Raw genomic sequence first — 23,025 nt, 5'->3', positions numbered from 1 at the left:
GACGCCCGACAGTTCAGCGGGCGAACACCGCCCGGCGGCCGGCGGTCTCGCCGTCCGGCGAGGGCGCGCCGTAGGTGACGGACACCCCCCGCTCCTGGGCGGCCCGAATGATGCCCGGCATGGCGCGTTCGGCCAGGGCGGCGATCGTGAACGCCGGGTTCACCGTGAGCGCACCGGGGACGGCCGACCCGTCGGTGACGAAGATTCCGGGGTGCCCGCGCAGCTCGTGCCGGTCGTCCAGCGCCGAGGTGGCCGGGTCGTCGCCGATCCGGCAGGACGCCAACGGGTGCACCGTGTACGCGCCGACCAGGTCGTTCGTCCACGGCTCGACCCGGGCCAGCCCGTCGCGCTCCAGGATGTCCTTGATGTCGGCGTCGGCCAGCGACCATCCCCGCCGGGTGTTCGCGGTGGGCCGGTAGCTCAGCGGACCGTGCCCCAGCATCTGCTGGGAGAAGCGGTGCGCGTTGCCGGTCTCCGGCGGTGGCCCGAAGACGCCCTCGTTGTCGTCCTCGGACATGATGAAGATCGTCAGCCAGGACTTCCAGCGGCGCAGCATCTCCTTCTTGTCCACCCCGAACCAGGTCGGGCCGCTGGCGTCGGGCGCCTGCGCCAGGATGGTGCCCAGCCCCGGCGGGAAGTAGAGCTGCTCCAGTGAGTAGCGCTCGAACTCGGGCAGGTTGCCGTCGAGCCGGTCCCAGCTGGCCACCGTCGGGCCGCGCCCGATCTGGTACGCCTCATAGGCCCGCCCGTCCGGTCGGGACAGCCCGAGCACGTCGCGGACCCGGTCCTCGTCGAAGACGGCGGTGTTCAGCCGCTCCCCGTTGCCGGAGAAGTAGCGCCCCACCGCGTGCGGCATGGTGCCCAGCACGGGCTCCGACCGTTGCAGGATCACCGGCGTGGCACCGGCGCCCGCCGCGACGATGACGAGCTTCGCGTCGATCGCGCCTTCGTCGTGCAGGATCCGGTAGTCCTCGCCGTCCACGATCCGGTAGTGCACCCGGTAGCCGCCGTCGTCGTTACGGGAGATCTGCTGCACCTCGTGCAGCGGCCGGATCTCCGCGCCGTGGGCGAGCGCCGCCGGCAGGTAGTTCAGCAGCAGTGACCGCTTGGCGTCGAACCGGCAGCCGGACATCATCCAGTTGCAGTTGGTGCACATGTCCACGTCGACGGCGGACGGCGCCGGGTTGGCGGTGCGCCCGGCGTGCCGACAGGCCGCGCCGAACAGGCCACCGGCGTACGGGATCTTGTCCCAGGTCTGCCGGGTGATCGGCAGTGCCTCGGCGACCCGGTCGTACCAGGGTTCGAGGGCGTCCCGGCTGATCGAGCTGGGCCACATCCGGCGGCCGATGCTTCCGTGTCGCTCGAAGACGAAGCGCGGCGCGCGCGGCATGGTGGCGAAGTAGACGACGCTTCCGCCGCCGACGCAGTTGCCGCCGAGCACGCTCATCCCGTCGCCCACCACGAAGTCGAAGACCCGGGTGTACGACGAGCCGAGCAGGAAGTCGTGGTCGAACTCCTCGCCGCGCAGCCACGGGCCGCGCTCCAGGACGGTCACGCGGGCGCCGCCCGCGGCGAGGTGGTACGCGGGGATGGCCCCGCCGAAGCCGCTGCCGATGATGAGAACGTCGGTCGATTCGATGCTGGTCATGCGGGGCTGCCCGTCGCCGTCGTGTCGGGGTGGAGGTCGGCCAGTTGCCGGCCGTAGGAGAAGGACTCGAACCGCCAGAGGCCGTCGGCCTGCGGCTGTTCGTAGCCGATGGTGAGCAGCCCCGGGTGGCCGGCGGCCAGCGCGGCGGGCGTGCTGAGGTGGGCGGCGCTGTCGAAGGCCATGTTGCTGAACAGGGCCAGGCCCACCCACATCTGCTTCTCCGGGTGATCCGGGTGGGTGAGGTCGGTGACCAGGGCGGTGCGGTGGTCGAACGGCAGCGCCACGAACGGCGGCACCGTCGCGTCCAGCGTCAGGTCGTGGCCGGACGCGTACTCCCGTGCGTGGTCGTTGAGGGAGAACACCAGGGAGTCCAGCCCTTCGGCCAGGCCGCCGGCCGGGTTCTCGAGAAGCTCGACCGCGCCGGCCGCCACCGCACCACCGCCGGCTGACACCCCTGCCACGCTGCGGTCCCCGGGAAACCGTTTCTCGCCGGGAATGATGGTGTCCGCGAACGCCTCAAGCACGAGGGTCCGATCCGGGTTGCGCTCGGATTCGTCGGGCTGCACCGCATCGCCTCCTGTCCGTGGTCGGCGCGCCGGTACGGGTCGTCCGTCTGGCGGACGCGCGACCGGAGGAGGTGCCCGCCGGGCCGGTCGGTGCCGTGGCCGTCGTGCCGGACCCGCGGCGGTGACCCACCGGACACCGCTCACGGATCGCTTTCCCACATCGTGACGGCAGCACGACTGGGGCCGCATCTTCGTCGTTGCGCTCGCACGGAACACCCCGAATCCGGAGAAAAACCCCGGGTTCGGGGTGGGGCTTCTCCGGTCGTGCGCTGGACCGGCCGCCCCCACTCCAACCGACCTCCGCCCGCTGATACTGACCGGGAACACGACGACGGATGGAGGACGGACATGGTCGCCGGGCGGGTAGCGTCCTCAATGGTGCGTCGGCAGGTCAGGTACGTGTCACCGGTTTCCCCCGGATCGGCCGACGGGCTGGTCGCCGAGGTGTACGAGCAGGTGGCCGACGAGATGCGACTCGTGGTGCCGCCCGCGTTGATGCACTCCCCGGCACCGGACGTGCTGGCCGCGTACTGGGCGCTGACCCGGGAACCCCTGGTCACGGTGGGGCCGGTGGACCGGGCCACCAAGGAGGCGGTCGCCGCTGCGGTGTCGGTGGCCAACACCTGCCCGTACTGCGCGGACATGCACACCGTCGGCATGTACGACCTGTCCGGCGAGCACGCCGCCGAGGCGGTCGCCGGCGACCGAGTGCAAGACATCACCGAGCCGGCGCTGCGTGTCGCGGCGGCGTGGGCGCGTACCGCACACCAGTCCGACGACGCCGCGCCGCCGCCCGCGGGGCTGTCCCCGGCAGACCGCGCGGAACTGGTCGGGGTGGTCGTCGCCTTCCATTACCTGACCCGCATGGTGAACGTGTTCCTGGCGAACTTCCTGCTGCCGCCGGGCCTGGCTCCGTGGTCCCGTCGCCGACTCAAGCAGGGGATCAGCCGGGTCCTGCGTCCCACCCTGCGGGAGCCGCGCGAGCCGGGCCGGGCCGCGGGCCTACTGCCCGCCGCGCCGCTGCGCGCGGCCACCGCCTGGGCGGCGCCCCGGCCGGCGGTGGCCGCCGCGGTGGGCCGGGCCGATGAGGTCTTCCGCGCCGCCGGCGACCGCGCGCTCTCCCCGGCGGTACGCGACCTGGTCACCGCGCATCTCTCCCGGTGGCGAGGGACGGACACCGGAATCAGCACCGACTGGTGCGAAGGGCTGATCGCCGACCTGGCACTGGCGGACCGGGCCGCCGCGCGGTTGGCACTGCTCACCGCTGTCGCCTCGTACCAGGTCGACGAACAGGTGGTCCGGGAGTTTCGCCGTCACCACCCGGCGGACGGGTCGCTGGTCGACGCCGCGGCCTGGGCTGCCTGGTCGGCGGCCTGCCTGGTCGGTGCCCGGCAGATTGCCGACCCGGCGACCGGGTCGACGCCGGAACGCCACGGCTGACGCCTCGCCTCCGATCCAGCGCGAACTGAGCATTGTGGAAGTAAGACAATGCGCCGCGACCCGGAAGAGTGCGAGGGGATGCCGTCCGCAGGGCTCGGGTGGCAACGGCTACGGCTTACGGAGGCCAGGATGAGTGTCGATGCGGCGCGAACCGGGAAGGTCGGCCCGACCAACTGGTGGAACGGTGCCCACCACCGTACCGCGCTAAACCTGTTCATGGTCGTGGTGTTGGCACACTGGGCCGAGCACCTCACGCAGGCGTTCCAGATCTGGGCGCTGGGCTGGCCCGTGCCGGAGGCGCGTGGCGTGCTCGGCCTGTACTTCCCCTGGCTGGTCACCTCCGAATGGCTGCACTACGCGTACGCGCTGGTGATGCTGGTCGGCCTGTGGCTGCTGCGCGGCGGTTTCGTGGGCCGGTCGCGCACGTGGTGGATGATCGCCTTCGGGATCCAGTTCTGGCACCACATCGAGCACCTGATGCTCTTCGTGCAGGCTCAGACCGGCACGTTCTTCTTCGGCCGCTCGGTTCCCACCAGCATGTTGCAGCTGGTCCTGCCCCGGGTCGAGCTCCACCTGTTCTACAACACCGTGGTGTTCCTGCCGATGGTGATCGCGATCATCCTGCACCTACGGCCGAACCGGGCCGAGTCCGCGCTGATGACCTGCAGCTGCGCCCCACGGCTGACCGTGGCGCCCAGCATGCCGTGACGGCGCCGGAAGCAGCGCGTTCGAGGCCCGGGTCCCGCTGGTTCGGGTACCTCATCGCCGCTGTGGTCTGCGCGGTGGTGGCGCTGGCCGCCCTCACCGACCAGCCGAGCGCCCGGGTCGCCGCGGTGACGCCGGCGGACGGCGCGACAGTGGCCGGTCCGCCGGCCGAGGTGGTGGTCACCTTCGAGGGCACGGTGCGGGCGAGGGAGTTCCATCTGGCCGTCGCGCCGGCCGGGCAGAGCCGGTCCATAGCGGCCGGTCCGGCGAAGCTGGAGGAGCAGCGGCTGGTGCTGCCCGTCCGCGTGCAGACCGCCGGGGCGTATCTGGCCGCGTACCACGTGCTGTTGACCGACGGACGACAACTGAGTGGCACGACCCGGTTCACCGTGGCCGCTGGCGGGCCGCCCGTGTCGGTGGCCGCCGACGCCCCCTCGGTCGGGCCCGGTGGGCACCAGCACGGTGCCGACGACCCGCTCAGCGTGGGCCTGCTCGTGCTGGACCTGCTGCTGGTCGTGGTGGTGGCCGTCGTGCTGCTACGCCGGCCCCGGGTCCGGGCGGAGCGACGCTGACGGTGACCGGGAGCGCATGAACGAAGGCGCGCGAGACGCGGCCGGCGTACGACGATGGGTACGCCGGCCGCGGCACGTCGCCGGGCCGTGAGGAGGACGACGATGCCGACGACCCTGGGTTCGATCCGGCGGCTGGTCCTGACGCCGTCACTGGCGGAGACGACCTTCGCCCGTCGCGGCTTCCCCGTGACGCCCGGCCCGGTGACCCGCCGCCTGGAGGCGATTCCGCAGGCGGTGATCTGCGGGTTCGAGTGGGGCATCGACATGCGCGACCAGTGGGAGCTGGAACGTCGTCTGGAACTGGTCGAACCGGAGATGCGCGGCTTCGCGTACGAGGGTGCGGCGATGGCGCTCACCGTCATCGACGCGATGCCGGGGCCACGCCGTCACCGGGCCCGGGAGCTACTGGCCGGTCCGGGCCGGCCACACACCTTCCTGACCTACATCGGCATCGGGTTCGCCATGGCCCGCCTGCCGCGACCACTGTGGAAGGGTGTGCTGCCGGATCTGACCGGCACCCCCTACTACCCGACGATGAGCTGGCTGGCCGTCGACGGCTACGGCTTCGACCGGGCCTACTTCGAGACCGAGCGGTGGGTGACCCGACAGGAGTTGCTGCCGGCGTACCCCTGGCAGGGGCGGGCCGACTACTTCCCGCGCGCCGTCGACCAGGGCATCGGCCGGGCACTCTGGTTCATCCACGGGGCCGGCGCGGCGGACGTCGCCGCGGCGGTGCGGCGGTTCGCGCCGGCGCGGCAGGCGGACCTGTGGAGCGGCGTGGGGCTGGCGGCCACGTTCGCCGGCGGCGCCGACCTCGGCAGCCTGCGCTCGCTGGTGGACGCCGCCGGAGAGGACCACGCGCACCTGGCGCAGGGCGCGGTCTTCGCGGCGAAGGCCCGGCACTTCTCCGGTTTCCAGCCGGCGCACACCGAGGTCGCGTTGACGGCACTGGCCGGCATGTCGGTCGAGGCCGCCGCCGCCCTGGCCGACGACGTCGCGGTCGACAGCTTCGCCGACGACGCCGAACCGGACTACGAAGTGTGGCGCCGCCGCATCCGCGCTCATTTCCCGGTGCCCGCGACGCGCGTGTCGTAGCGATTCCCGCTACCCATTTTTACGCCCCTTTTCCGGGCGCAGCCCCTGCCTGCCCGGGATCGGTGCAAAGCGCCGCAACAATGAAGAAGAATGTCATCGCCGGGGCTGCGAATATTGGCGATATATCTATTGCCCTGGGGGTGCTGATGAGAGCTTGGCGAAGGCTGCGACGGCGTGTCCTGACCCCTGACATCTCCCAGACGACGTGTGACGTCCGGGGCTTCCACGTCAAGGACGAGGCGACGCGTGAGCGCTTGGAGACCGTCGGCGCGTCCTTCCTCGCCGGCTTCGGCGAAGCCGCGGAGGCCCGCGTCGTGGCCGACGTCGTGGCGCCGCTGGAGCGGTTGGCGCCCACCTGGCGCGGCTTCGCCTACGAGGGCGCGGCCATGGGTCTGAGCATCCGCGACGCGATGCCCGGGCGCGGCGGGCGGGTGGCCGAGTTCGTCTCGGGCCCCGGTGACCCGCACGTCTACATGGCGTACGTCGGGGTGGGCTGGGCGATGGCCCGGCTGCCCCGATTCCTCTGGTCCCGGCTGTACGCGCCGGACCCACTGCTGCGCTGGCTGGTGCTGGACGGCTACGGCTTCCACCAGGCGTACTTCCGCACCGCGAGCTACATCGAGCAGCGCTACCGCGAGGAGAGCTTCCCCTGGCCCGGTGACGACCCGGGCGGTTACGCGGTGCGGGCGATCGACCAGGGCGTCGGCCGGGCCTCCTGGTTCGTGGTCGGGGCCGATCCGGACCGGCTGGCTCGCCTGTTCGCCGGGTTCCCCGAGCGGCGTCGGGCGGACCTGTGGGCCGGTGCCGGGCTGGCCGCCACCTATGCCGGCGGCGCCGACGAGGCGGGGCTGGAACGGCTGCGCGAGCTGTCCGGGTCGTACCGGGGTGAACTGGCCCAGGGGTCGGCCTTCGCGGCCGGGGCCCGGGTGCGCGCCGGCCTGACGGTGCCGCACAACGAGGTGGCCACCCGGGTGCTGTGCGGGTTGTCCACGTCCGACGCGTCCGCGGTCACCGACGACACCCGGGTCGGGGTGGCCCCGGCGAACGGTCTCCCCGCGTACGAAGTGTGGCGGCAACGGATCAGGAACGCGCTCGTGCCGATTCGGAAAAATTGATTTGCTTCATTCACCGAAAACCGTGCGCGAATTGTTCCGTGCTGCGCCGGGCATGTGAGGAAGGGCGTAGTCAGTATGACAAGAATCGCTGTGGTGGGCATGGCGTGCCGCTATCCCGACGCCACGTCTCCGCGGGAGTTGTGGGAGAACGCGCTGGCTGGCCGGCGGGCCTTCCGGCGGCTGCCCGACGTGCGGTTGAAGCTGGACGACTACTGGGACGCCGATCCGAAGACCCCGGACCGGTTCTACTCGCGCAACGCGGCGGTCATCGAGGGGTACGAGTTCGACCGGGTGGCCTACAAGATCGCCGGCAGCACGTTCCGCTCCACCGATCTCACCCACTGGCTGGCGCTGGACGTGGCCGCCGCCGCGCTCGCCGACGCCGGCTTCCCGATGGCCGAAGGGCTGCCCCGGGAACGGACCGGCGTGGTCATCGGCAACAGCCTCACCGGTGAGTTCTCCCGCGCGAACCAGCTCCGCCTCCGCTGGCCGTACGTGCGGCGGATGGTCGGCGCGGCGCTCAAGGAGCAGGACTGGGACGACGACCAGCTCGCCACCTTCCTGGACGACTTCGAGGCCACCTTCAAGAGTCCGTTCCCGGAGGTCGACGAGGACACCCTCGCCGGCGCCCTGTCGAACACCATCGCCGGGCGGATCTGCAACCACTTCGACTTCAACGGTGGTGGTTACACCGTCGACGGTGCCTGCTCCTCGTCGCTGCTGTCGGTGGCCACCGCCTGCAAGACGCTGATCGACGGCGACGTGGACGTCGCCGTCGCCGGCGGCGTCGACCTCTCCATCGACCCGTTCGAGATCATCGGCTTCGCCAAGACCGGTGCGCTGGCCACCGGCGAGATGCGGGTCTACGACCGCTCCTCCAACGGCTTCTGGCCGGGCGAGGGCTGCGGCATGGTGGTGCTGATGCGGGAGGACGAGGCCCGCGCCGGAGGACACCGCATCTACGCCTCGATCGCCGGCTGGGGCATCTCCTCCGACGGCAAGGGCGGCATCACCCGGCCCGAGATCAACGGCTACCAGCTGGCGCTGCGCCGCGCGTACGAGCGCACGGGCTTCGGCATCGAGACCGTCGGGCTGTTCGAGGGCCACGGCACCGGCACCAAGGTCGGCGACGCGACCGAGTTGGAGGCGCTGTCGCTGGCCCGCGCCGAGGCGGACCCGTCGGCGCCGCCGGCCGCGATCGGTTCGGTGAAGGGAATGATCGGTCACACCAAGGCAGCCGCCGGAGTGGCCGGCCTGATCAAGGCGGCGATGGCGGTGCACCAGGAGGTGCTGCCGCCCGCCATCGGCTGCGTGGACCCGCACGCGTTGATCAGCGAGGGCACCCCCGCGCTGCGGGCGCTGCGCCGGGCGGAGGCATGGCCTGCGGACACACCGGTTCGCGCCGGGATCACCGCGATGGGGTTCGGCGGCATCAACACCCACATCGTCCTGGACAACTCCCGCTCACGGCGAAGGTCGACGCTGGACACCCGTACGCGCGCGCTGGCCACCGGCCTCCAGGACGCCGAACTGCTGGTGGTCGACGCGCCCACTCCGAAGGACCTGGCGCAGCGGCTGGACCAGTTGATCGAGTTCGTGCCGTCACTGGCGTACGCCCAGCTCGCCGACCTGGCCGTGACCCTGCACGGTGAGCTGCGTGAGCAGCCCTTCCGGGCGGCCGTGGTCGTCTCCTCGCCCGAGGACGCCGAGCGGCGGCTGCGCAAGGTCCGCGACGCGGTGGAGGCCGGCGAGACCCGGATGTTCTCCGCCGACGGCCGCTGCCTGCTCGGCCACGTCAGCGGGCCGGGACGGATCGGTTTCCTCTTTCCCGGCCAGGGCTCCGGACGGGGCGTCAGCGGCGGCGCGTTGCGTCGCCGGTTCGCCGAGGCGGAGGAGGTGTACCAGCGGGCGAACCTGCCCAACGGCGGCGACGTGGTGGCCACCGAGGTGGCCCAGCCGCGCATCGTCACCGGCTCCGCCGCGGGTCTGCGGACGTTGACCACGCTCGGCATCGAGGCCGCCGTGGCGGTCGGTCACAGCCTGGGCGAGATCGCCGCGCTGCACTGGGCCGGCGCGATCGACGAGGCGGGCCTGCTCCGGATCGCCGCCGTGCGGGGCCAGACCATGGCCCGGCACAGCGCGTCCGGCACGATGGCCAGCCTCGGTGCCGCGCCGGAGGCCGTCGACTCGCTGATCGCCGACCTGCCGGTGGTGATCGCCGGCTACAACAGCCCCGACCAGACGGTGATCGCCGGTGCGCAGGACGCGGTCAAGGCCGCGTGCCGGAGGGCGTCGGACGCGGGGTTGAACGCCTCCGTCCTGGCCGTCTCGCACGCGTTCCACTCGCCGCTGGTGGCCCCGGCCGCCTCGGCGTTCGGTGCGGCGCTGGCCGACGAGCCGTTCCGGCCGCTGGACCGGCGGCTGGTCTCCACGGTCACCGGCGACGTGCTGCCGGCCGACACCGACGTGCCCGCCCTGCTGAGCCGCCAGATCACCGACCCGGTGCTGTTCACCCCGGCGGTCACCCTCGCCGCGAAGGACGTCGACCTGTTCGTCGAGGTCGGGCCGGGCCGGGTGCTGACCGGGCTGGCGTCCCGGATCACCGACGTACCAGCGGTCGCCCTGGACACCGACGAGGAGTCGATCGCCAGTCTGCTCAAGGTGGTCGGCGCGGCGTACGTGGTGGGTGCGGCACCGGTGGACAGCGGACTGTTCCACGGCCGGCTGATCCGGCCGCTCCAGATCGGCCAGCGGTTCTCCTTCCTGGCCAGCCCGTGTGAGCAGGCGCCGCCGCTACGGCTGCCGGAGTCCGCCGCCGCGCCGGCGCTCACGCCGGCCGCCCGGCCCACCGAGCCGATGGTCGCCGACCTGCTCGGAGAGTCCGCCGAGGAACAGCTGCGCCAGTTGGCCGCCGAGCGGGCGGAACTGCCGTTGGAGACGGTGCAGCCGGACAGCCACCTCTTGGACGACCTGCACCTCAGCTCGATCACCGTCGGCCAGGTGGTCAACGACCTCGCCCAGCGGATGGGTGTGCCGACCGCGGCGCTGCCCACCAACTTCGCCACGGCCACCGTCCGCGAGCTGGCCGAGGCGTTGGACGAGTTGGCTGCTACGGCGGGGCAGGCCGGGTCGGTGACCGAGCCGTTGGTGGCCGGAGCCGCCGCCTGGGCCCGGCCCTGGCGGCTGGACCTGGACGAGGTGCCCACGCCCGCGCGGGTGGCTCCCGAGGAGAGCGGCCGGTGGCGGGTGCACGCGGAGCCCGGACACCCCTGGGCCGACCGGTTGGCCACCGCCCTGCAGCGAGCGAACCTCGGCGACGGGGTGCTGGTCTGCCTGCCCGACCCCTGCCCGGAGGAGGCGCTCGACCTGGCGCTGACCGGGGCCCGGGAGGTACTGGGCGGCGCCCCTGGCACGAGGTTCGTGCTGGTCCAGTACGGTCGCGGCGCGGCCGGCCTGGCCAAGACCCTGCGCCTGGAGGCGCCCCGCGCCCGGGTCACGATCGTCCACCTCTCCGACGACGCGGCCGTGGTGGACCGGGTGGTGACCGAGGTGGCGGGCACCGCCGACTACCGCGAGGTGCACTACGACACCTCCGGCGTACGCCGGGTGCCGACGCTGCGCGCCATGCCGGTGCGGGCCGCCCGGCCCCGTCCCGCGCTCGGCGCGGACGACGTGCTGCTGGTCACCGGCGGCGGCAAGGGCATCACCGCCGAGTGCGCGCTCGCCATGGCCACCGACAGCGGGGCGAGCCTGGCCCTGCTCGGCCGTTCCGACCCGGCGGCCGACACCGAGCTGGCGGCCAACCTGGCCCGGATCGCCGAGGCCGGGGTGACGGTTCGCTACGCCCGCGCCGACATCACCGACGCCGATCAGGTACGTCGTGCCGTCGCCGAACTCACCGCGCAGCTCGGCCCGGTCACCGCGGTCCTGCACGGTGCCGGCCGTAACGAGCCCGCCTCGCTGGCCAGGTTGGACCTGGCGGACTTCCGGGCCACGCTCGCGCCGAAGGTCGACGGGCTGCGGGCCACCATGGAGGCGGTCGACCCGGACCGGGTCAAGCTGCTGGTGACCCTGGGCAGCATCATCGGCCGTGCCGGGCTGCGCGGCGAGGCGCACTACGCCACCGCCAACGACTGGCTGGCCGGGACCACCGAGGAGTTCGGCCGGCGGCACCCGGGGTGCCGGGCCATCTGCCTGGAGTGGTCGGTCTGGTCGGGTGTCGGCATGGGCGAGCGGCTCTCCGTGATCGAGTCCCTCACCCGCGACGGGGTCACCCCGGTCACGCCGGATCAGGGCATCGCGATCCTGCGCCGGCTCCTGGCCGACCCGGACGTGCCCGGCACCGTGGTGATCAGCGGCCGCACCGAGGGCATCGACACGGTCCGCTACGACCTGCCGGAGCTGCCGCTGCTGCGGTTCGTGGAACGGCCGTTGATCCGGTACCACGGCGTCGAGCTGGTCACCGAGGTCGACCTCAACGTCGGTACCGACCTCTACCTGGCCGACCACCTCCTCGACGGCAACCTGCTCTTCCCGGCGGTGTTCGGCATGGAGGCGATGGCCCAGGTGGCCGGTGCGGTCACCGGCGACGGACGGGTCCCGGTCATCGAGCGCCCTGAGTTCCTCCGGCCGATCATCGTCCCGCCGTACGGTCGCAGCCGGATCCGGGTGGCCGCGACGGTGACCGACGACGACACCGTCCAGGTCGCCATCCGCAGCGAGGAGACGGGCTTCGCCGCCGACCACTTCACCGCGACGATGCGCTTCACCGACACGGTGGTCCCCGACGGCCCACCCGACCAGGTCTGCGACGAGATCGCCCCGCTGTCGATGTCACCGGCCGACGAACTGTACGGCGACGTGCTGTTCCAGGGCGACCGGTTCCAGCGGCTGCGCCGCTACCGGCGGGCCGCCGCCCGCCACGTCGACGTCGAGGTGGAGGCGCTCGACGACGTCGACTGGTTCGCCCGGTTCGTGCCGGACCGCCTGCTGCTCGGCGACCCCGGCGTGCGGGACGCGCTGATGCACGGCAATCAGGTCTGCGTGCCGGACGCCACGCTGCTGCCGATCGGGGTGGAGCGGATCCACCCGGCGGGGGAGAAGCTGACCGGCCGGAATGACCTGCGCTACTGCGCCACCGAACGCAGCCGCGACGGCGACACCTACGTCTACGACGTCGTCCTGCGGACCACCGCCGGCGAGGCCGTGGAGCGCTGGGAGGGCCTGCGACTGCGCGCCGTGCGCAAGCAGGACGGTCGCGGCCCCTGGGTGGCGCCGTTGCTCGGGCCGTATCTGGAGCGGGCGCTGGGCGACGTCCTCGGCGCGCAGGTGGCCGTGGCGGTCGAACCGGACGGCCCGATCGAGCCGGACGATCAGCCGGGCGGGCACCTGGCCGTGCGGCGGGCCCGGTCGCGGATCGCGGCGCGGCGTTCGACCGGTGAGCCGGTCGAGGTGACCTACCGCCCCGACGGCCGCCCGGAGATCGCGGGCGGGCGGACGCTGTCCGTGGCCCACGGCGCGGGGCTGACCCTGGCGGTGACCGCGACCGGGGCCCTCGGTTGCGACGTCGAGACGGTGCTGCACCGCGACGACGCGGTGTGGGACGGCCTGCTCGGCGAGCACGCCGGCCTGGCCCGGCTCGTTGCCGCGGACACCGGTGAGGACGCCGACACGGCCGCGACGCGGGTCTGGACGGCGCTGGAGTGTGTGCAGAAGTCCGGCGGCCAGCCCGGCGGACCGTTGACCCTGCTGCCCTCGCCGCGTCCCGGCTGGACGGTGTTCGGGGCCGGCGAGCTGCGGGTGGCGGCCTTCGCCACCGCGGTACGCGGCGTCGGCGAGCCGGTGGTGTTCGCGATCCTCACCGAGGGGAGGTGACGACGATGGAGCGCTGGTTCGAGTACCGGCACACGGTCGGGTTCGAAGAGACCAACCTCGTCGGCAACGTCTACTACGTCAACTACCTGCGGTGGCAGGGGCGGTGCCGGGAGATGTTCCTCAAGGAGCGGGCGCCGGCGGTCCTGGCCGACCTGCGGGCGGATCTCAAGCTGTTCACCCTGCGGGTCGATTGCGAGTTCTTCGCCGAGATCACCGCCTTCGACGAGCTGGCCGTCCGGATGCATCTGCGTGAGCTGGCGCAGACCCAGGTCGAGTTCGGCTTCGACTACGTCCGGCTGGACGCCGGCGGCGGCGAACTCCTCGTCGCCCGCGGCTCGCAGCGCGTGGCGTGCATGCGCGGCCCCAACACCCGCACCGTCCCCACCCGGGTGCCCGAGGCGTTGGAGGCCGCGCTCAAGCCGTACGCCGTGGGCGTACGGGCCTGACCGGCGACCTCAGGAGTCACTGTGACTGCTCATCCCCAACCCACCGGCCTGGTGACCGACTCGAAGACACTCCGCTGGGCACTCGCCGCCTTCGCCACCGGCGTCACGGTGGTCACCGTAGGCGGCCCGACCCCGCACGGCATGACGGCCAACTCATTCACCGCGGTCTCCCTGGATCCGCCGCTGGCCCTGGTCTGTGTCGGCCGGGACGCGATGATGCACGGCGCACTGACCGAGGCCGGGAAGTTCGGGGTCTCGGTGCTGGCCGCGGCGCAGGAGCCGGTGGCCCGTTACTTCGCCGACCGGCGCCGGCCGTTGGGCCGGGAGCAGTTCGAGTTCGCCGAGTGGCGGGCCGGCAGCCGGACCGGCTCGCCGCTGCTGGTCGGCGCGATCGCGCACTTCGAGTGCGAGTTGTGGCAGGCGTACGACGGTGGGGACCACAGCATCTTCATCGGCCGGCTGGTGGCGCTGGACCGCAACGCCGACGATGCGCTGGTCTTCGTCGACGGTCAGTTCCGCCAGCTGGAGCGTGAGCGCAGCGGGGCGACGACGTGAGCCTCGCGACGCGGGCCCGCCGGACGCCGCCCGGTCCGCCGCGCCTCGCGGCGCTACGGATGCTGATGGTGATGAATCGCGACCGGCTGGGCATGATGACCTCGGCCGCCCAACGGTACGGCGACGCGGCGCGCCTGCCCGTCGGCCCGAAGAGCCTGTACTTCTTCAACCACCCGGATCACGCCAAGCACGTGCTGGCCGACAACGCCGCCAACTACCACAAGGGCATCGGCCTGGTGCACGCCCGGCGGGCGCTCGGCGACGGGTTGCTCACCAGCGAGGGCGAGCTGTGGCGCAAGCAGCGCAAGGTGATCCAGCCGGCGTTCCAGAGCCGGCGGATCGCCGCCCAGGCCGGTCAGGTGGCCCAGGAGGCCGCGGCCCTGGTCGAGCGCCTCCGCCGCCGGGCCGGCGACGTCGTCGACATGTCGGACGAGATGACCTCGCTGACGCTGGGGGTGCTGGGCCGTACTCTGCTCGACACCGACCTGGGCCGGTTCCCGACCATCGGGGGTGACTTCGCCGCGGTGCAGGACCAGGCGATGTTCGAACTGGCGACGTTGAGCGCGGTGCCGCCGGTGCTTCCGCTGCCCCGGCAGCTGCGGTTCCGGCAGTCCCGGCGGCGGCTGGAGGGGATCGTCGACCAGATGGTGGCTGAGCGCGGGAGTGCCGACGACGACCGGGCGGACGTGCTGTCCCGGCTGATCGACTCCGCCGGCCGGGAGCGGGATCCGCGCATCGGGCGCGCCCGGCTCCGCGACGAACTGGTCACCCTGCTGCTCGCCGGCCACGAGACGACCGCCAGCACACTGAGCTGGACTCTGTACCTGCTCGACCGGCACCCCGAGGTACGCGAACGGCTGCGCGCCGAGGTGGTCTCGGTGCTCGGTGACCGGCTGCCCACCGTGGACGACCTGGGCCGGCTGCGCTACACCATGATGGTGCTGGAGGAGGTGATGCGCCTCTACCCGCCGGTGTGGCTGCTGCCGCGCAAGGCCCTGGCCGAGGACGAGGTGGGCGGCTACCACGTCCCCGCCGGCGCGGACGTGCTCATCTGCACGTACACCCTGCACCGCAATCCGCAGTTCTGGACCGACCCGGAGCGGTTCGACCCGGAGCGGTTCGACCCGGCCCGCTCCGTCGACCGACCCCGGTACGCGTACATCCCGTTCGGCGCGGGGCCCCGGTTCTGCGTGGGCAATCACCTGGGTCTGATGGAGGCCACCTTCGCCACCGCGTTGCTGGTGCGGGATCTGCGCCTGACCCGTCCGGCGGATCGTCCGGTGGTGCCTGAGCCGATGCTGTCACTGCGGGTGCGTGGCGGCCTGCACATGAGCGTCGGCCTGCCCGACTGACAATGCTCCGCCGTCGTCCCCGCCCGGTCCTCCGGGTGGGGACGACGCCGTCCACGACTGTTTCCGGTGCGCTTTCCTTCCGCGTCATAACCGTCGTGAGCAGTGGCACTCGCCGCTTTCGAAAAACATTTCTTCATCCGTGCGCCTTTCGCCGAAAACGGCTTCGAGAGCAATTCCTGAGAAGACACCGCGCCGCACCGGACGAAAACATGGCGATGGTTCGTACCGAGACGCCGTGTCTGACCGCACCGCCCGCTGCCGGCCGACCCGTATGTCCCGGCGCCGTCTACCCGAGGGGGACACTTGCCACCGCAATCCGTCGGCATCCTGCGCCGACTCATCCCACCCGTGTTCGTCCTGGTGCTGGTCGCCGGACTGTTCTCGGTGGCCCGGCTGCCCTCGGCCTCTGCCGAGGAGCGCAGCGCGCTGGCCTCCCGATACGCGTTCACCGAACGCCCGATCGCATTGCCGCCCGGTCTGCCGGAGCGCACCGTGCGTCAGGTGAACCCCCGGTACGAGCACATCCGTTCCTGGATCTCGTCGGTCGGCGCCGCAGTGGCGCTCAACGACCTGGACGGCCAGGGTGGCGCGAACGACCTGTGCCTTGTCGACACCCGCAGCGACGCGGCGATTGTCACCCCGGCCCCGGACAGCGGTGCCACCTACGCGCCGTTCGTGCTGGATCCGGCCCCGCTGCCGATGGGTCCGGCGATCGCCCCGATGGGCTGCACCCCCGGCGACTTCAACCTCGACGGCCGGATGGACCTGCTCGTCTACTACTGGGGTCGTACGCCGGTGGTGTTCATGCAGCGCCCCGGGGTGACCTCGCTGAGCCTCGCGGCGTACCACCCGGTCGAGTTGATCCCGCAGCAGAGCACCGACCCCGTCTACCGCGGTCCGTTGTGGAACACCAATGCCGTCGCGGTCGCCGACTTCGACGGTGACGGCCGTCCGGACATCGGGATCTTCAACTACTTCCCGGACAGCCAGGTCCTCGACCCGCAGGGCCTGCCGCACGTGCAGATGAACCACTCGATGTCGCACGCGCACAACGCCGGTGGCGCGTACCTCCTGCGGTGGACCGGCGCTACCACCGGTGACTCACCCTCGGTGAGCTACGAGAGGCAGGTGGGCGGCGATCCGGAATTCTTCACCGGTTGGACCCTCGGCGCCAGCTCCGCGGACCTGGACGGCGATCTGCTTCCGGAGCTGTACCTGGCCAACGACTTCGGACAGGACCGGCTCTTCCACAACCGGTCCAGGCCCGGCCAGATCCGATTCGACCTGGTGGAGGGGAATCGCGACCCGATCACCCCGAAGTCACTCGTGCTCGGACACGACTCGTTCAAGGGCATGTCCATCGACTTCGCCGACCTGGAGGGGCGCGGACGGTTCGACGCGTTCGTCAGCAACATCACCGAGTCCTGGGGTCTGGAGGAGAGCAACTTCCTCTGGCAGAACACGGCCTCGACGCCGGAGCAGGCCCGGAAGATGCTGAGCAGGGGCGAGGCGCCGTTCCGCAACCAGGCCGGCGCCAAGAACATGGCCTGGGTCGGTTGGGGCTGGGATGCCAAGATGGCCGACTTCGACAACAGCGGACGGTTGGCGGTCGTCCAGGCCACCGGCTTCGTGAAGGGCACCATCAACCGGTTCAACTGGTTGCAGGAGCTGGCGATCAGCAACGACCTGCTGCTCTCCGACCCGGACATGTGGCCCAAGGCCGAACCCGGTGACGACATCGCCGGCGACAACGAGCTCGCGTTCTGGGTACGCGAGGACAACGGCCGGTACGCCAACATCAGCAAGGAACTCGGTCTGGCCCTTCCCGTTCCCACCCGGGGTGTCGCGGTGGCCGACACCAATGGCGACGGCGGCCAGGACTTCGCCGTGGCCCGCCAGTGGGGTCCGCCGGCGTACTACCGCAACGAGAAGCCCGGAAACGGCAACTTCCTGGGGCTGCGGCTGACCCGGCCGGCGCTGTCCGGCGACGGTGCCTCACCGGCGTACGGCGCGCAGGTGCGGGTCACCACCGCCGACGGCCGCACCCAACTCGCCCAGCTCGACGGGGGCGGGGGTCACTCCGGCAAGCGCAGCTTCGACGTGTTCTTCGGCCTCGGCGCCGCCGGGGACCGGCCGGTCAAGGCCGAGCTGTGTTGGCGCGACCTCAACGGTGCCACTCAGCGGCAGACGGTCGACCTGACCGCCGGGTGGCACGACTTCATGCTGACCAGTCGAGCCGAGGAGTTGACCAAGCGATGACGGACGTCAAGCAACCCGAGGCGACCAGGGAGCTGTCCCTCGCCACCCCGGTCGCGCCGTCCGCGACGGCAGCGCAGCCGACGCCCACCACGGACCGGCCCGCCGTACCGCGGGTCGACAGCAAGGACCCGCGCTACATGGCGCTGCGCAACTTCGCCATGTCGATGACGGTCTTCAACATCCTGGGTTACACAGTGCTCGGTTTCGAGCAGCCCTGGCTGTGGCCGATCCTGGCCCTGGCGGTCGGATACGGCACCGAGATGATCGTCGAGATGATCTCGGCGCGGGCGCTGAAACGGCCGGCGGCCTTCACCGGCAACGGCGCGTGGGGGGTCTACACCTTCCTGCTGCCGGCGCACATCACCGCGCTGGCCGCGAACATGCTGCTGTACGCCAACGACAACTTCTGGCCCATCGCGTTCGCGGTGGTCGTGGCGGTCGGTCAGAAGGCGGTGCTCCAGGCGCCGATCAAGGGCCGGATGCGGCACTTCATGAACCCGTCGAACTTCGGCATCACCATCACGCTGCTGGTGTTCTCCTGGGTCAACATCGCCCCGCCGTACCACTTCACGGAGAACGTGCCCGGGGTGATCAGCATTCTGATCCCGGTGATCATCGTGACGGCGGGCACGGTGATCAACGCGATGCTGACCAAGAAGGTGCCGCTGATCGTCGGCTGGCTGGGCGCGTTCGTGATCCAGGCGGTCCTCCGGCACTTCATCTGGGACGTCTCGTTGGTCGCCGCGCTGGTCCCGATGACCGGGGTGGCCTTCGTCCTGTTCACCAACTACATGATCACCGACCCGGGCACGACCCCGGCGGCACCCCGGATGCAGTTCATGTTCGGTGCCAGCGTCGGCATGGTCTATGGCCTGCTGATGGTGTTCAACGTGGTCTACACGCTGTTCTTCGCCGTGACCCTGGTCTGCCTCGCCCGTGGGCTGTTCTGGTGGGGCAGGTGGTTGATGCAGCGCAACCGGCCCGAGGAGAACCTGACACCCGCACCGCCGCCCGCGGCGGTGGCGCTACCGGTCGCCCGTTGACCGTCCGCCGGTCCCGGTCACCGGTCGGCCCGCTCGTCGTGGGTCCGCCGGTCGCCGGGACTGGCCGCTTTCCTGGAGGTGCACCATGAACCTGCTCGTCGTCGGCGCCTCGTACCGGAGCACTCCGGTCGACGTACTGGAACGGCTCGTGGTCGGATCCGCCGAGCTGCCAGGGCTGCTGCGCACACTGCTCGACCAGCCGGCGGTCGAGGAGGCGGTGGTGCTGTCCACCTGCAACCGGGTGGAGGTGTGGGCGGCGGTCGGCGGCTTCCACGCCGGGCTGCGCGAGATCGGCGCGACGCTCGCCACGCATGCCGACGCGTCGACCGACGTGCTGGCCCGGCACCTGTACGCGCACTACGACGACGCCGCCGTCGCGCACACCTTCACCGTCACCGCCGGTCTGGACTCCATGGTGGTCGGCGAGGCGCAGATCCTCGGGCAGGTGCGCGCCGCGTACCGGGCCGCGGTGGCGCACGGGAGTGCCGGCCGGCTGACCCACGAGCTGGTGCAGCACGCGCTGCGGGTCGGCCGACGGGTTCGGGCCGAGACCGACATCGGGCGCTGCGGCGCCAGCACGGTGACCGCCGCCCTCGACGTGCCGGCGGGACACCTGCCCGGTGGCCTCGCCGGCCGACCCGCCCTGGTGGTCGGTGCCGGGGCGATGGGCGGGATCGCCGTCGCCGCGCTGACCCGCGCCGGCGCCGGACCGATCGCGGTCGTCGGCCGCGGCGTCGAGGGCGTCCGCCGGCTCGCCTCGGCGTACGGCGTGCGGCCCGTGCCCTCGGCGGACCTGATGCCGGCTCTCGCCGCCGCCGATGTCGTGGTGACCGCCACCACCGCACCGGACCCGGTGCTCACCGCTGAGCTGGTCGCGCCCGCGCTACGTCGCCGGCTGACCCGCGGCCCGGACGTGCCGCTGTTCGTGCTGGACCTGGCGATGCCCCGGGACGTGCACCCGGCGGTCGCCCGGCTCGACGGGGTGGTGGTCGTCGACATCGGCGGACTCGGCGCGGTGGCGCGCGATGGTGTCGAGCGCCGGGACCGGGACGCCGCCGAGCGGATCGTGGCCGCCGAGCGCGACGCGCTGGCCGGCCGGATCCGCGGGGCGGACGCCGGGCTGACCGTGGCCGCGCTGCGCCGCCGGGCCGACCGGACGGTCAGCGCGGAGCTGCGCCGGCTGGCCCAGCGCCGACCTGACCTCAGCGAGGCGCAGCGGGCCGAGGTGGCGCACACCGTCAACCGGGTGGTCCAACAACTGCTGCACCCTCCGTCGGTACGCGTCCGTCAGCTCGCCGGCGAGCCGGACGGCGAGCGTTACACCGCGGCGCTGCGTCAGCTGTTCGACCTGGAGGTGCCGCACAGCACCCCGGTCGCCGACGTGCCCCGGGTGGCCTGACCGTCCGCAGCGGCCCCTCGTCCTCAGCGACCGTCGTCGGCGGGCGTCTCGGCGAGGGTCTTGATGCCCTCCAGAGTGGTGAGCATGGCCTCCCGGAGGGCGGCCGAGCGCCGTTCGATGATGACCTCCTCCTGCTCGGGTGCGCGGTCGATGACGAGGCTCAGGCCGGTGCGGCCCGGCCCGATGCGGACCGAGTGGGTCAGTCGGCATCCGCCCGCCTCCTCGACGAGCTGGAACTGCCAGGTCGAACCCGGACGCTCCGGGTCGGCCGGGCCGCCTCCGAACCGGCCGGCCTCGTCGACCACCACCCAGCCGAACACCCGCGGCGCGTCGAGGCGCACCACGTGCGAGACGGTCTGCCACTCACCCAGCAGGGGGTGGTGGTTGTGGCCCTCGAACCGAGCGCCCAGCGTCGGCCTGTCGCAGTCGTCCAGCCACCGCACGTGACGTAACTCCGGGCTGAACCGCGCGGGCAGTTCGATGTCCGTCACCAGGTCCCACACCCGGGCGGGGTCGGCCGCCACATGCAGGTCACACTCGATTGTCGGGCCGTCGGCATACCGCACGTCACCGCTCCTCTGTTCGTTTCCGACTCGTGCCGGTCCACTACAGCGCATGACATGATCGGAATTCAAGTACGCGAATTCTTGATCGCGCGGGGCGGACGCGTTGCTTCGTCATTGCACGAACAGGCAATGCGCGGGTTGCGGTGTTATGGGTCGTTCGCCCCCCGATCCGGAGACCACGGCATTGACACACGCCGACATTCATTCCAAGGTCGATGGAATCGTCTCTCCGTCGAAGGGGCCGCAGGATGGTCAGCAACGAGCATCGGTACGTCATCGTCGGGGCGGGTCCCGCCGGCGTTCAACTGAGCTACTACCTACAGCAGCACGGTGCCGACTACCTGACGCTCGAAAGCGGAGACGCGCCGGGCGGGTTCTTCCGGCAGTTCCCACGCCATCGCCGGCTGATCTCGCTGAACAAGGTGCACACCGACAGCCCCGATCCGGAGATTCGCCTGCGCTGGGACTGGAATTCGCTGCTCAACGACTCGCCGGACCTGCTGTTTCCCAATTTCAGCCAGGAATACCTGCCGGCCGCTGATGACCTGGTCCGCTACCTCGCCGAGTTCCACCGTGTGCACAAACTCAACATCCGATACGGCACGACGGTCGAGCAGATCACGCGTACGGGCGACGGCTTCACCGTGCGCACCGACCAGGGTGAGGTGCGCGCGCGCTGCCTGGCCGTCGCGACCGGCTGGGGCAAGCCGTTCGTTCCGGCCATCCCGGGCATCGAGCACGCCATCGGGTACGAGGACATGGTCATCGACCCCTCGGCGTACGACGATCAGCGGGTCCTCATCATCGGTAAGGGCAACTCCGCGTTCGAGACCGCGTCGGCCATCCTCGGCCACGCGTCGATGGTGCACCTCGCCAGCCGGCAACCCCTGCGACTGGCCTGGAACACCAAACACCCCGGGGACGTCCGTGGTCAGTACGGCGCGATTCTGGACAGCTACCAGTTCAAGACGCTGCACGCGGTGCTCGACTGCACGATCGACGAGATCCGGCCGGTCGACGGGCGGTTCCAGGTGTCGATCACGTACACCCACGCCCAGGGGGAGACCGCCGTCCTCGACTACCACACGGTGCTGAGGTGCACCGGCTTCCGGATGAACACCGCGATGTTCGACGAGACGTCCCGACCCGACATGGTGCGGGACGGCCGCATGCCCGGGCTCCGCCCCGACTGGCAGTCGAGCAACGTCGACGACCTGTACTTCGCCGGCACCATCGCCCAGGCCCGGGACGTCAAGCACGCGTCATCGCCGTTCATCGACGGCTTCCGGTACAACCTCCGTACGTTCACCCGGATCCTTCGTGAGCGCTACGACGACGTCCCGTTGTCGTACGCGACGACGCCGGCCGACGCCGCGTCGCTGACCAAGCTGATGCTCGACCGCGTCAACTGGTCCTCGGCGCTGTGGACCCAGTTCGAATACCTCTGTGACGTCTTCGTCCGCGACGACGCCAGCGGCGACTTCCACCACTACGAGGACCTGCCGGAGGACTACGCCGTGGAGCGCTTCGGGGCGGCCACGCAGTGGTACACGCTCGCGCTGCGGTGGGGCCGTGACGACTACGGCGACGTCTTCGCCATCGAGCGGCATCCGACCCCCGACCGGGCGCGGGAGAGCGCCTTCATCCACCCGGTGATCCGGCGCTACCGCGGTGCCGAGCTGGTGGCCGAGCAGCACCTGCTGGAGGATCTGCTGGCCGAGTGGCGGCGCACCGATCGGCACGTCGAGCCCCTGGTCGATTTCCTGACCAGGGACCTCACCAGCGGATCATGACCTCGTCGAGGGGTTTGCGGGTCAGGTCGGGGACGTGGGCGTCCGGCGTGGGATACCCGACGGGCATCACCACGTACGGGCGCTCCTCGGGTGGACGCTCACACACCTCGTTGAGAAATCGCATCGGGCTGGGCGTGTGGGTCAGTGTGACCAGGCCGGCGTGGTGCAGCGCGGTGATCAGCAGGCCGACCGCCATGCCGACGGACTCCTTGACGTAGTACGGCTTCGGGGTGTTCGGCCCCTGGTGCACCTCGAACACGACGATGACGGCCGGTGCGGTCTCCAGGAACGGTTTCCGCCAGTCGGTGCCGAGCCCGGCGATCGCACCGAGCCACTCCTGCGAGGCGCGGCGGTCGTAGAACGCGCGTTCCTCGGCCTCGGCCGCCTCGCGCAGCCGGCGCTTGCGAACCGGGTCGGTCAGCACGACGAACCGCCACGGCTGCACGTTGGCCCCACTGGGCGCGGTCGACGCGGCCCGGATAGCCGCCTCCACCACCCCGTCCGGCACGGGGTCGCTGGCGAAGTCGCGCACGGAGCGGCGCCGCGCCATGCGGTCGGCGAACGCCTCCGCCTCCCGCACCATGTCCGCGGGGGACC

The 23,025-nt window shown here is 71.5% G+C and carries 17 protein-coding genes; 13 read left to right on the top strand and 4 right to left on the bottom strand.

Annotation, left to right across the window (positions count from 1 at the left end):
- Window positions 1-13 precede the first annotated feature (13 nt).
- Complete coding sequence (locus AB0877_RS11565; protein WP_366608500.1) at window positions 14-1,648, bottom strand: GMC family oxidoreductase; 1,635 nt, start codon at window positions 1,646-1,648, stop codon at window positions 14-16.
- The gene (locus AB0877_RS11560; protein WP_366608499.1) at window positions 1,645-2,214 is read right to left on the bottom strand and encodes a DUF5987 family protein; all 570 of its coding nucleotides are present in this window, start codon (window positions 2,212-2,214) and stop codon (window positions 1,645-1,647) included. Before AB0877_RS11560 ends, AB0877_RS11565 begins: the two co-directional genes overlap by 4 nt.
- Before the next feature lie 375 nt (window positions 2,215-2,589).
- Between AB0877_RS11560 and AB0877_RS11555 the strand changes: the two genes are divergently transcribed.
- From AB0877_RS11555 to AB0877_RS11500, 12 genes are all read left to right on the top strand, one after another.
- Window positions 2,590-3,654: a carboxymuconolactone decarboxylase family protein gene (locus AB0877_RS11555; RefSeq protein ID WP_366608498.1), complete on the top strand. Its 1,065-nt coding sequence runs from the start codon at window positions 2,590-2,592 to the stop codon at window positions 3,652-3,654.
- A 129-nt stretch (window positions 3,655-3,783) separates the two neighbouring features.
- Entirely contained in the window at window positions 3,784-4,362 is a 579-nt protein-coding gene (locus AB0877_RS11550) for a hypothetical protein (protein ID WP_366608497.1), read from the top strand.
- The gene (locus AB0877_RS11545; RefSeq protein ID WP_366608496.1) at window positions 4,359-4,931 is read left to right on the top strand and encodes a copper resistance CopC family protein; all 573 of its coding nucleotides are present in this window, start codon (window positions 4,359-4,361) and stop codon (window positions 4,929-4,931) included. Before AB0877_RS11550 ends, AB0877_RS11545 begins: the two co-directional genes overlap by 4 nt.
- A gap of 102 nt (window positions 4,932-5,033) precedes the next feature.
- A complete protein-coding gene (locus tag AB0877_RS11540) occupies window positions 5,034-6,026 on the top strand; it encodes a DUF1702 family protein (protein ID WP_366608495.1) in 993 nt (330 codons plus the stop codon).
- A 146-nt stretch (window positions 6,027-6,172) separates the two neighbouring features.
- A complete protein-coding gene (locus tag AB0877_RS11535) occupies window positions 6,173-7,141 on the top strand; it encodes a DUF1702 family protein (RefSeq protein WP_366608494.1) in 969 nt (322 codons plus the stop codon).
- A 75-nt stretch (window positions 7,142-7,216) separates the two neighbouring features.
- On the top strand, window positions 7,217-13,015 hold the full coding sequence (locus AB0877_RS11530; protein ID WP_366608493.1) for a type I polyketide synthase: 5,799 nt from the start codon (window positions 7,217-7,219) through the stop codon (window positions 13,013-13,015).
- Window positions 13,016-13,020: 5 nt separating this feature from the next.
- Window positions 13,021-13,461, top strand: coding sequence for an acyl-CoA thioesterase (locus tag AB0877_RS11525; RefSeq protein ID WP_366608492.1), 441 nt, complete (start codon window positions 13,021-13,023; stop codon window positions 13,459-13,461).
- Window positions 13,462-13,509: 48 nt separating this feature from the next.
- Entirely contained in the window at window positions 13,510-14,016 is a 507-nt protein-coding gene (locus tag AB0877_RS11520) for a flavin reductase family protein (RefSeq protein WP_366608722.1), read from the top strand.
- Complete coding sequence (locus tag AB0877_RS11515; protein WP_366608491.1) at window positions 14,013-15,368, top strand: cytochrome P450; 1,356 nt, start codon at window positions 14,013-14,015, stop codon at window positions 15,366-15,368. Before AB0877_RS11520 ends, AB0877_RS11515 begins: the two co-directional genes overlap by 4 nt.
- 324 nt (window positions 15,369-15,692) lie before the next feature.
- Complete coding sequence (locus AB0877_RS11510) at window positions 15,693-17,627, top strand: CRTAC1 family protein (RefSeq protein ID WP_366608721.1); 1,935 nt, start codon at window positions 15,693-15,695, stop codon at window positions 17,625-17,627.
- Window positions 17,624-18,670 carry an enediyne biosynthesis protein gene (locus AB0877_RS11505; RefSeq protein ID WP_366608490.1) on the top strand — a complete coding sequence of 349 codons (1,047 nt, stop codon included), beginning with the start codon at window positions 17,624-17,626 and terminating at the stop codon, window positions 18,668-18,670. Before AB0877_RS11510 ends, AB0877_RS11505 begins: the two co-directional genes overlap by 4 nt.
- An 85-nt stretch (window positions 18,671-18,755) precedes the next feature.
- A complete protein-coding gene (locus AB0877_RS11500) occupies window positions 18,756-20,069 on the top strand; it encodes a glutamyl-tRNA reductase (protein ID WP_366608489.1) in 1,314 nt (437 codons plus the stop codon).
- 23 nt (window positions 20,070-20,092) lie between these two features.
- Here the strand turns inward: AB0877_RS11500 and AB0877_RS11495 are convergent, their stop codons facing one another.
- Window positions 20,093-20,635: an SRPBCC family protein gene (locus AB0877_RS11495; protein ID WP_366608488.1), complete on the bottom strand. Its 543-nt coding sequence runs from the start codon at window positions 20,633-20,635 to the stop codon at window positions 20,093-20,095.
- A gap of 248 nt (window positions 20,636-20,883) precedes the next feature.
- Here AB0877_RS11495 and AB0877_RS11490 point away from each other — a divergent pair, with 248 nt between their 5' ends.
- A complete protein-coding gene (locus tag AB0877_RS11490; RefSeq protein ID WP_366608487.1) occupies window positions 20,884-22,428 on the top strand; it encodes an NAD(P)-binding domain-containing protein in 1,545 nt (514 codons plus the stop codon).
- Here the strand turns inward: AB0877_RS11490 and AB0877_RS11485 are convergent.
- Window positions 22,412-23,011 carry a nitroreductase family protein gene (locus AB0877_RS11485; protein WP_355008772.1) on the bottom strand — a complete coding sequence of 200 codons (600 nt, stop codon included), beginning with the start codon at window positions 23,009-23,011 and terminating at the stop codon, window positions 22,412-22,414. The two genes, AB0877_RS11490 and AB0877_RS11485, sit on opposite strands and share 17 nt — an antisense overlap.
- Window positions 23,012-23,025: the final 14 nt, after the last annotated feature.

It is taken from the genome of Micromonospora sp. NPDC047644, from assembly GCF_040704315.1.
Classification (GTDB): Bacteria; Actinomycetota; Actinomycetes; order Mycobacteriales; family Micromonosporaceae; genus Micromonospora.
The sequence above is the reverse complement of the archived record's forward strand: the minus strand, read 5'-3'. Positions and strand labels throughout refer to the sequence as shown.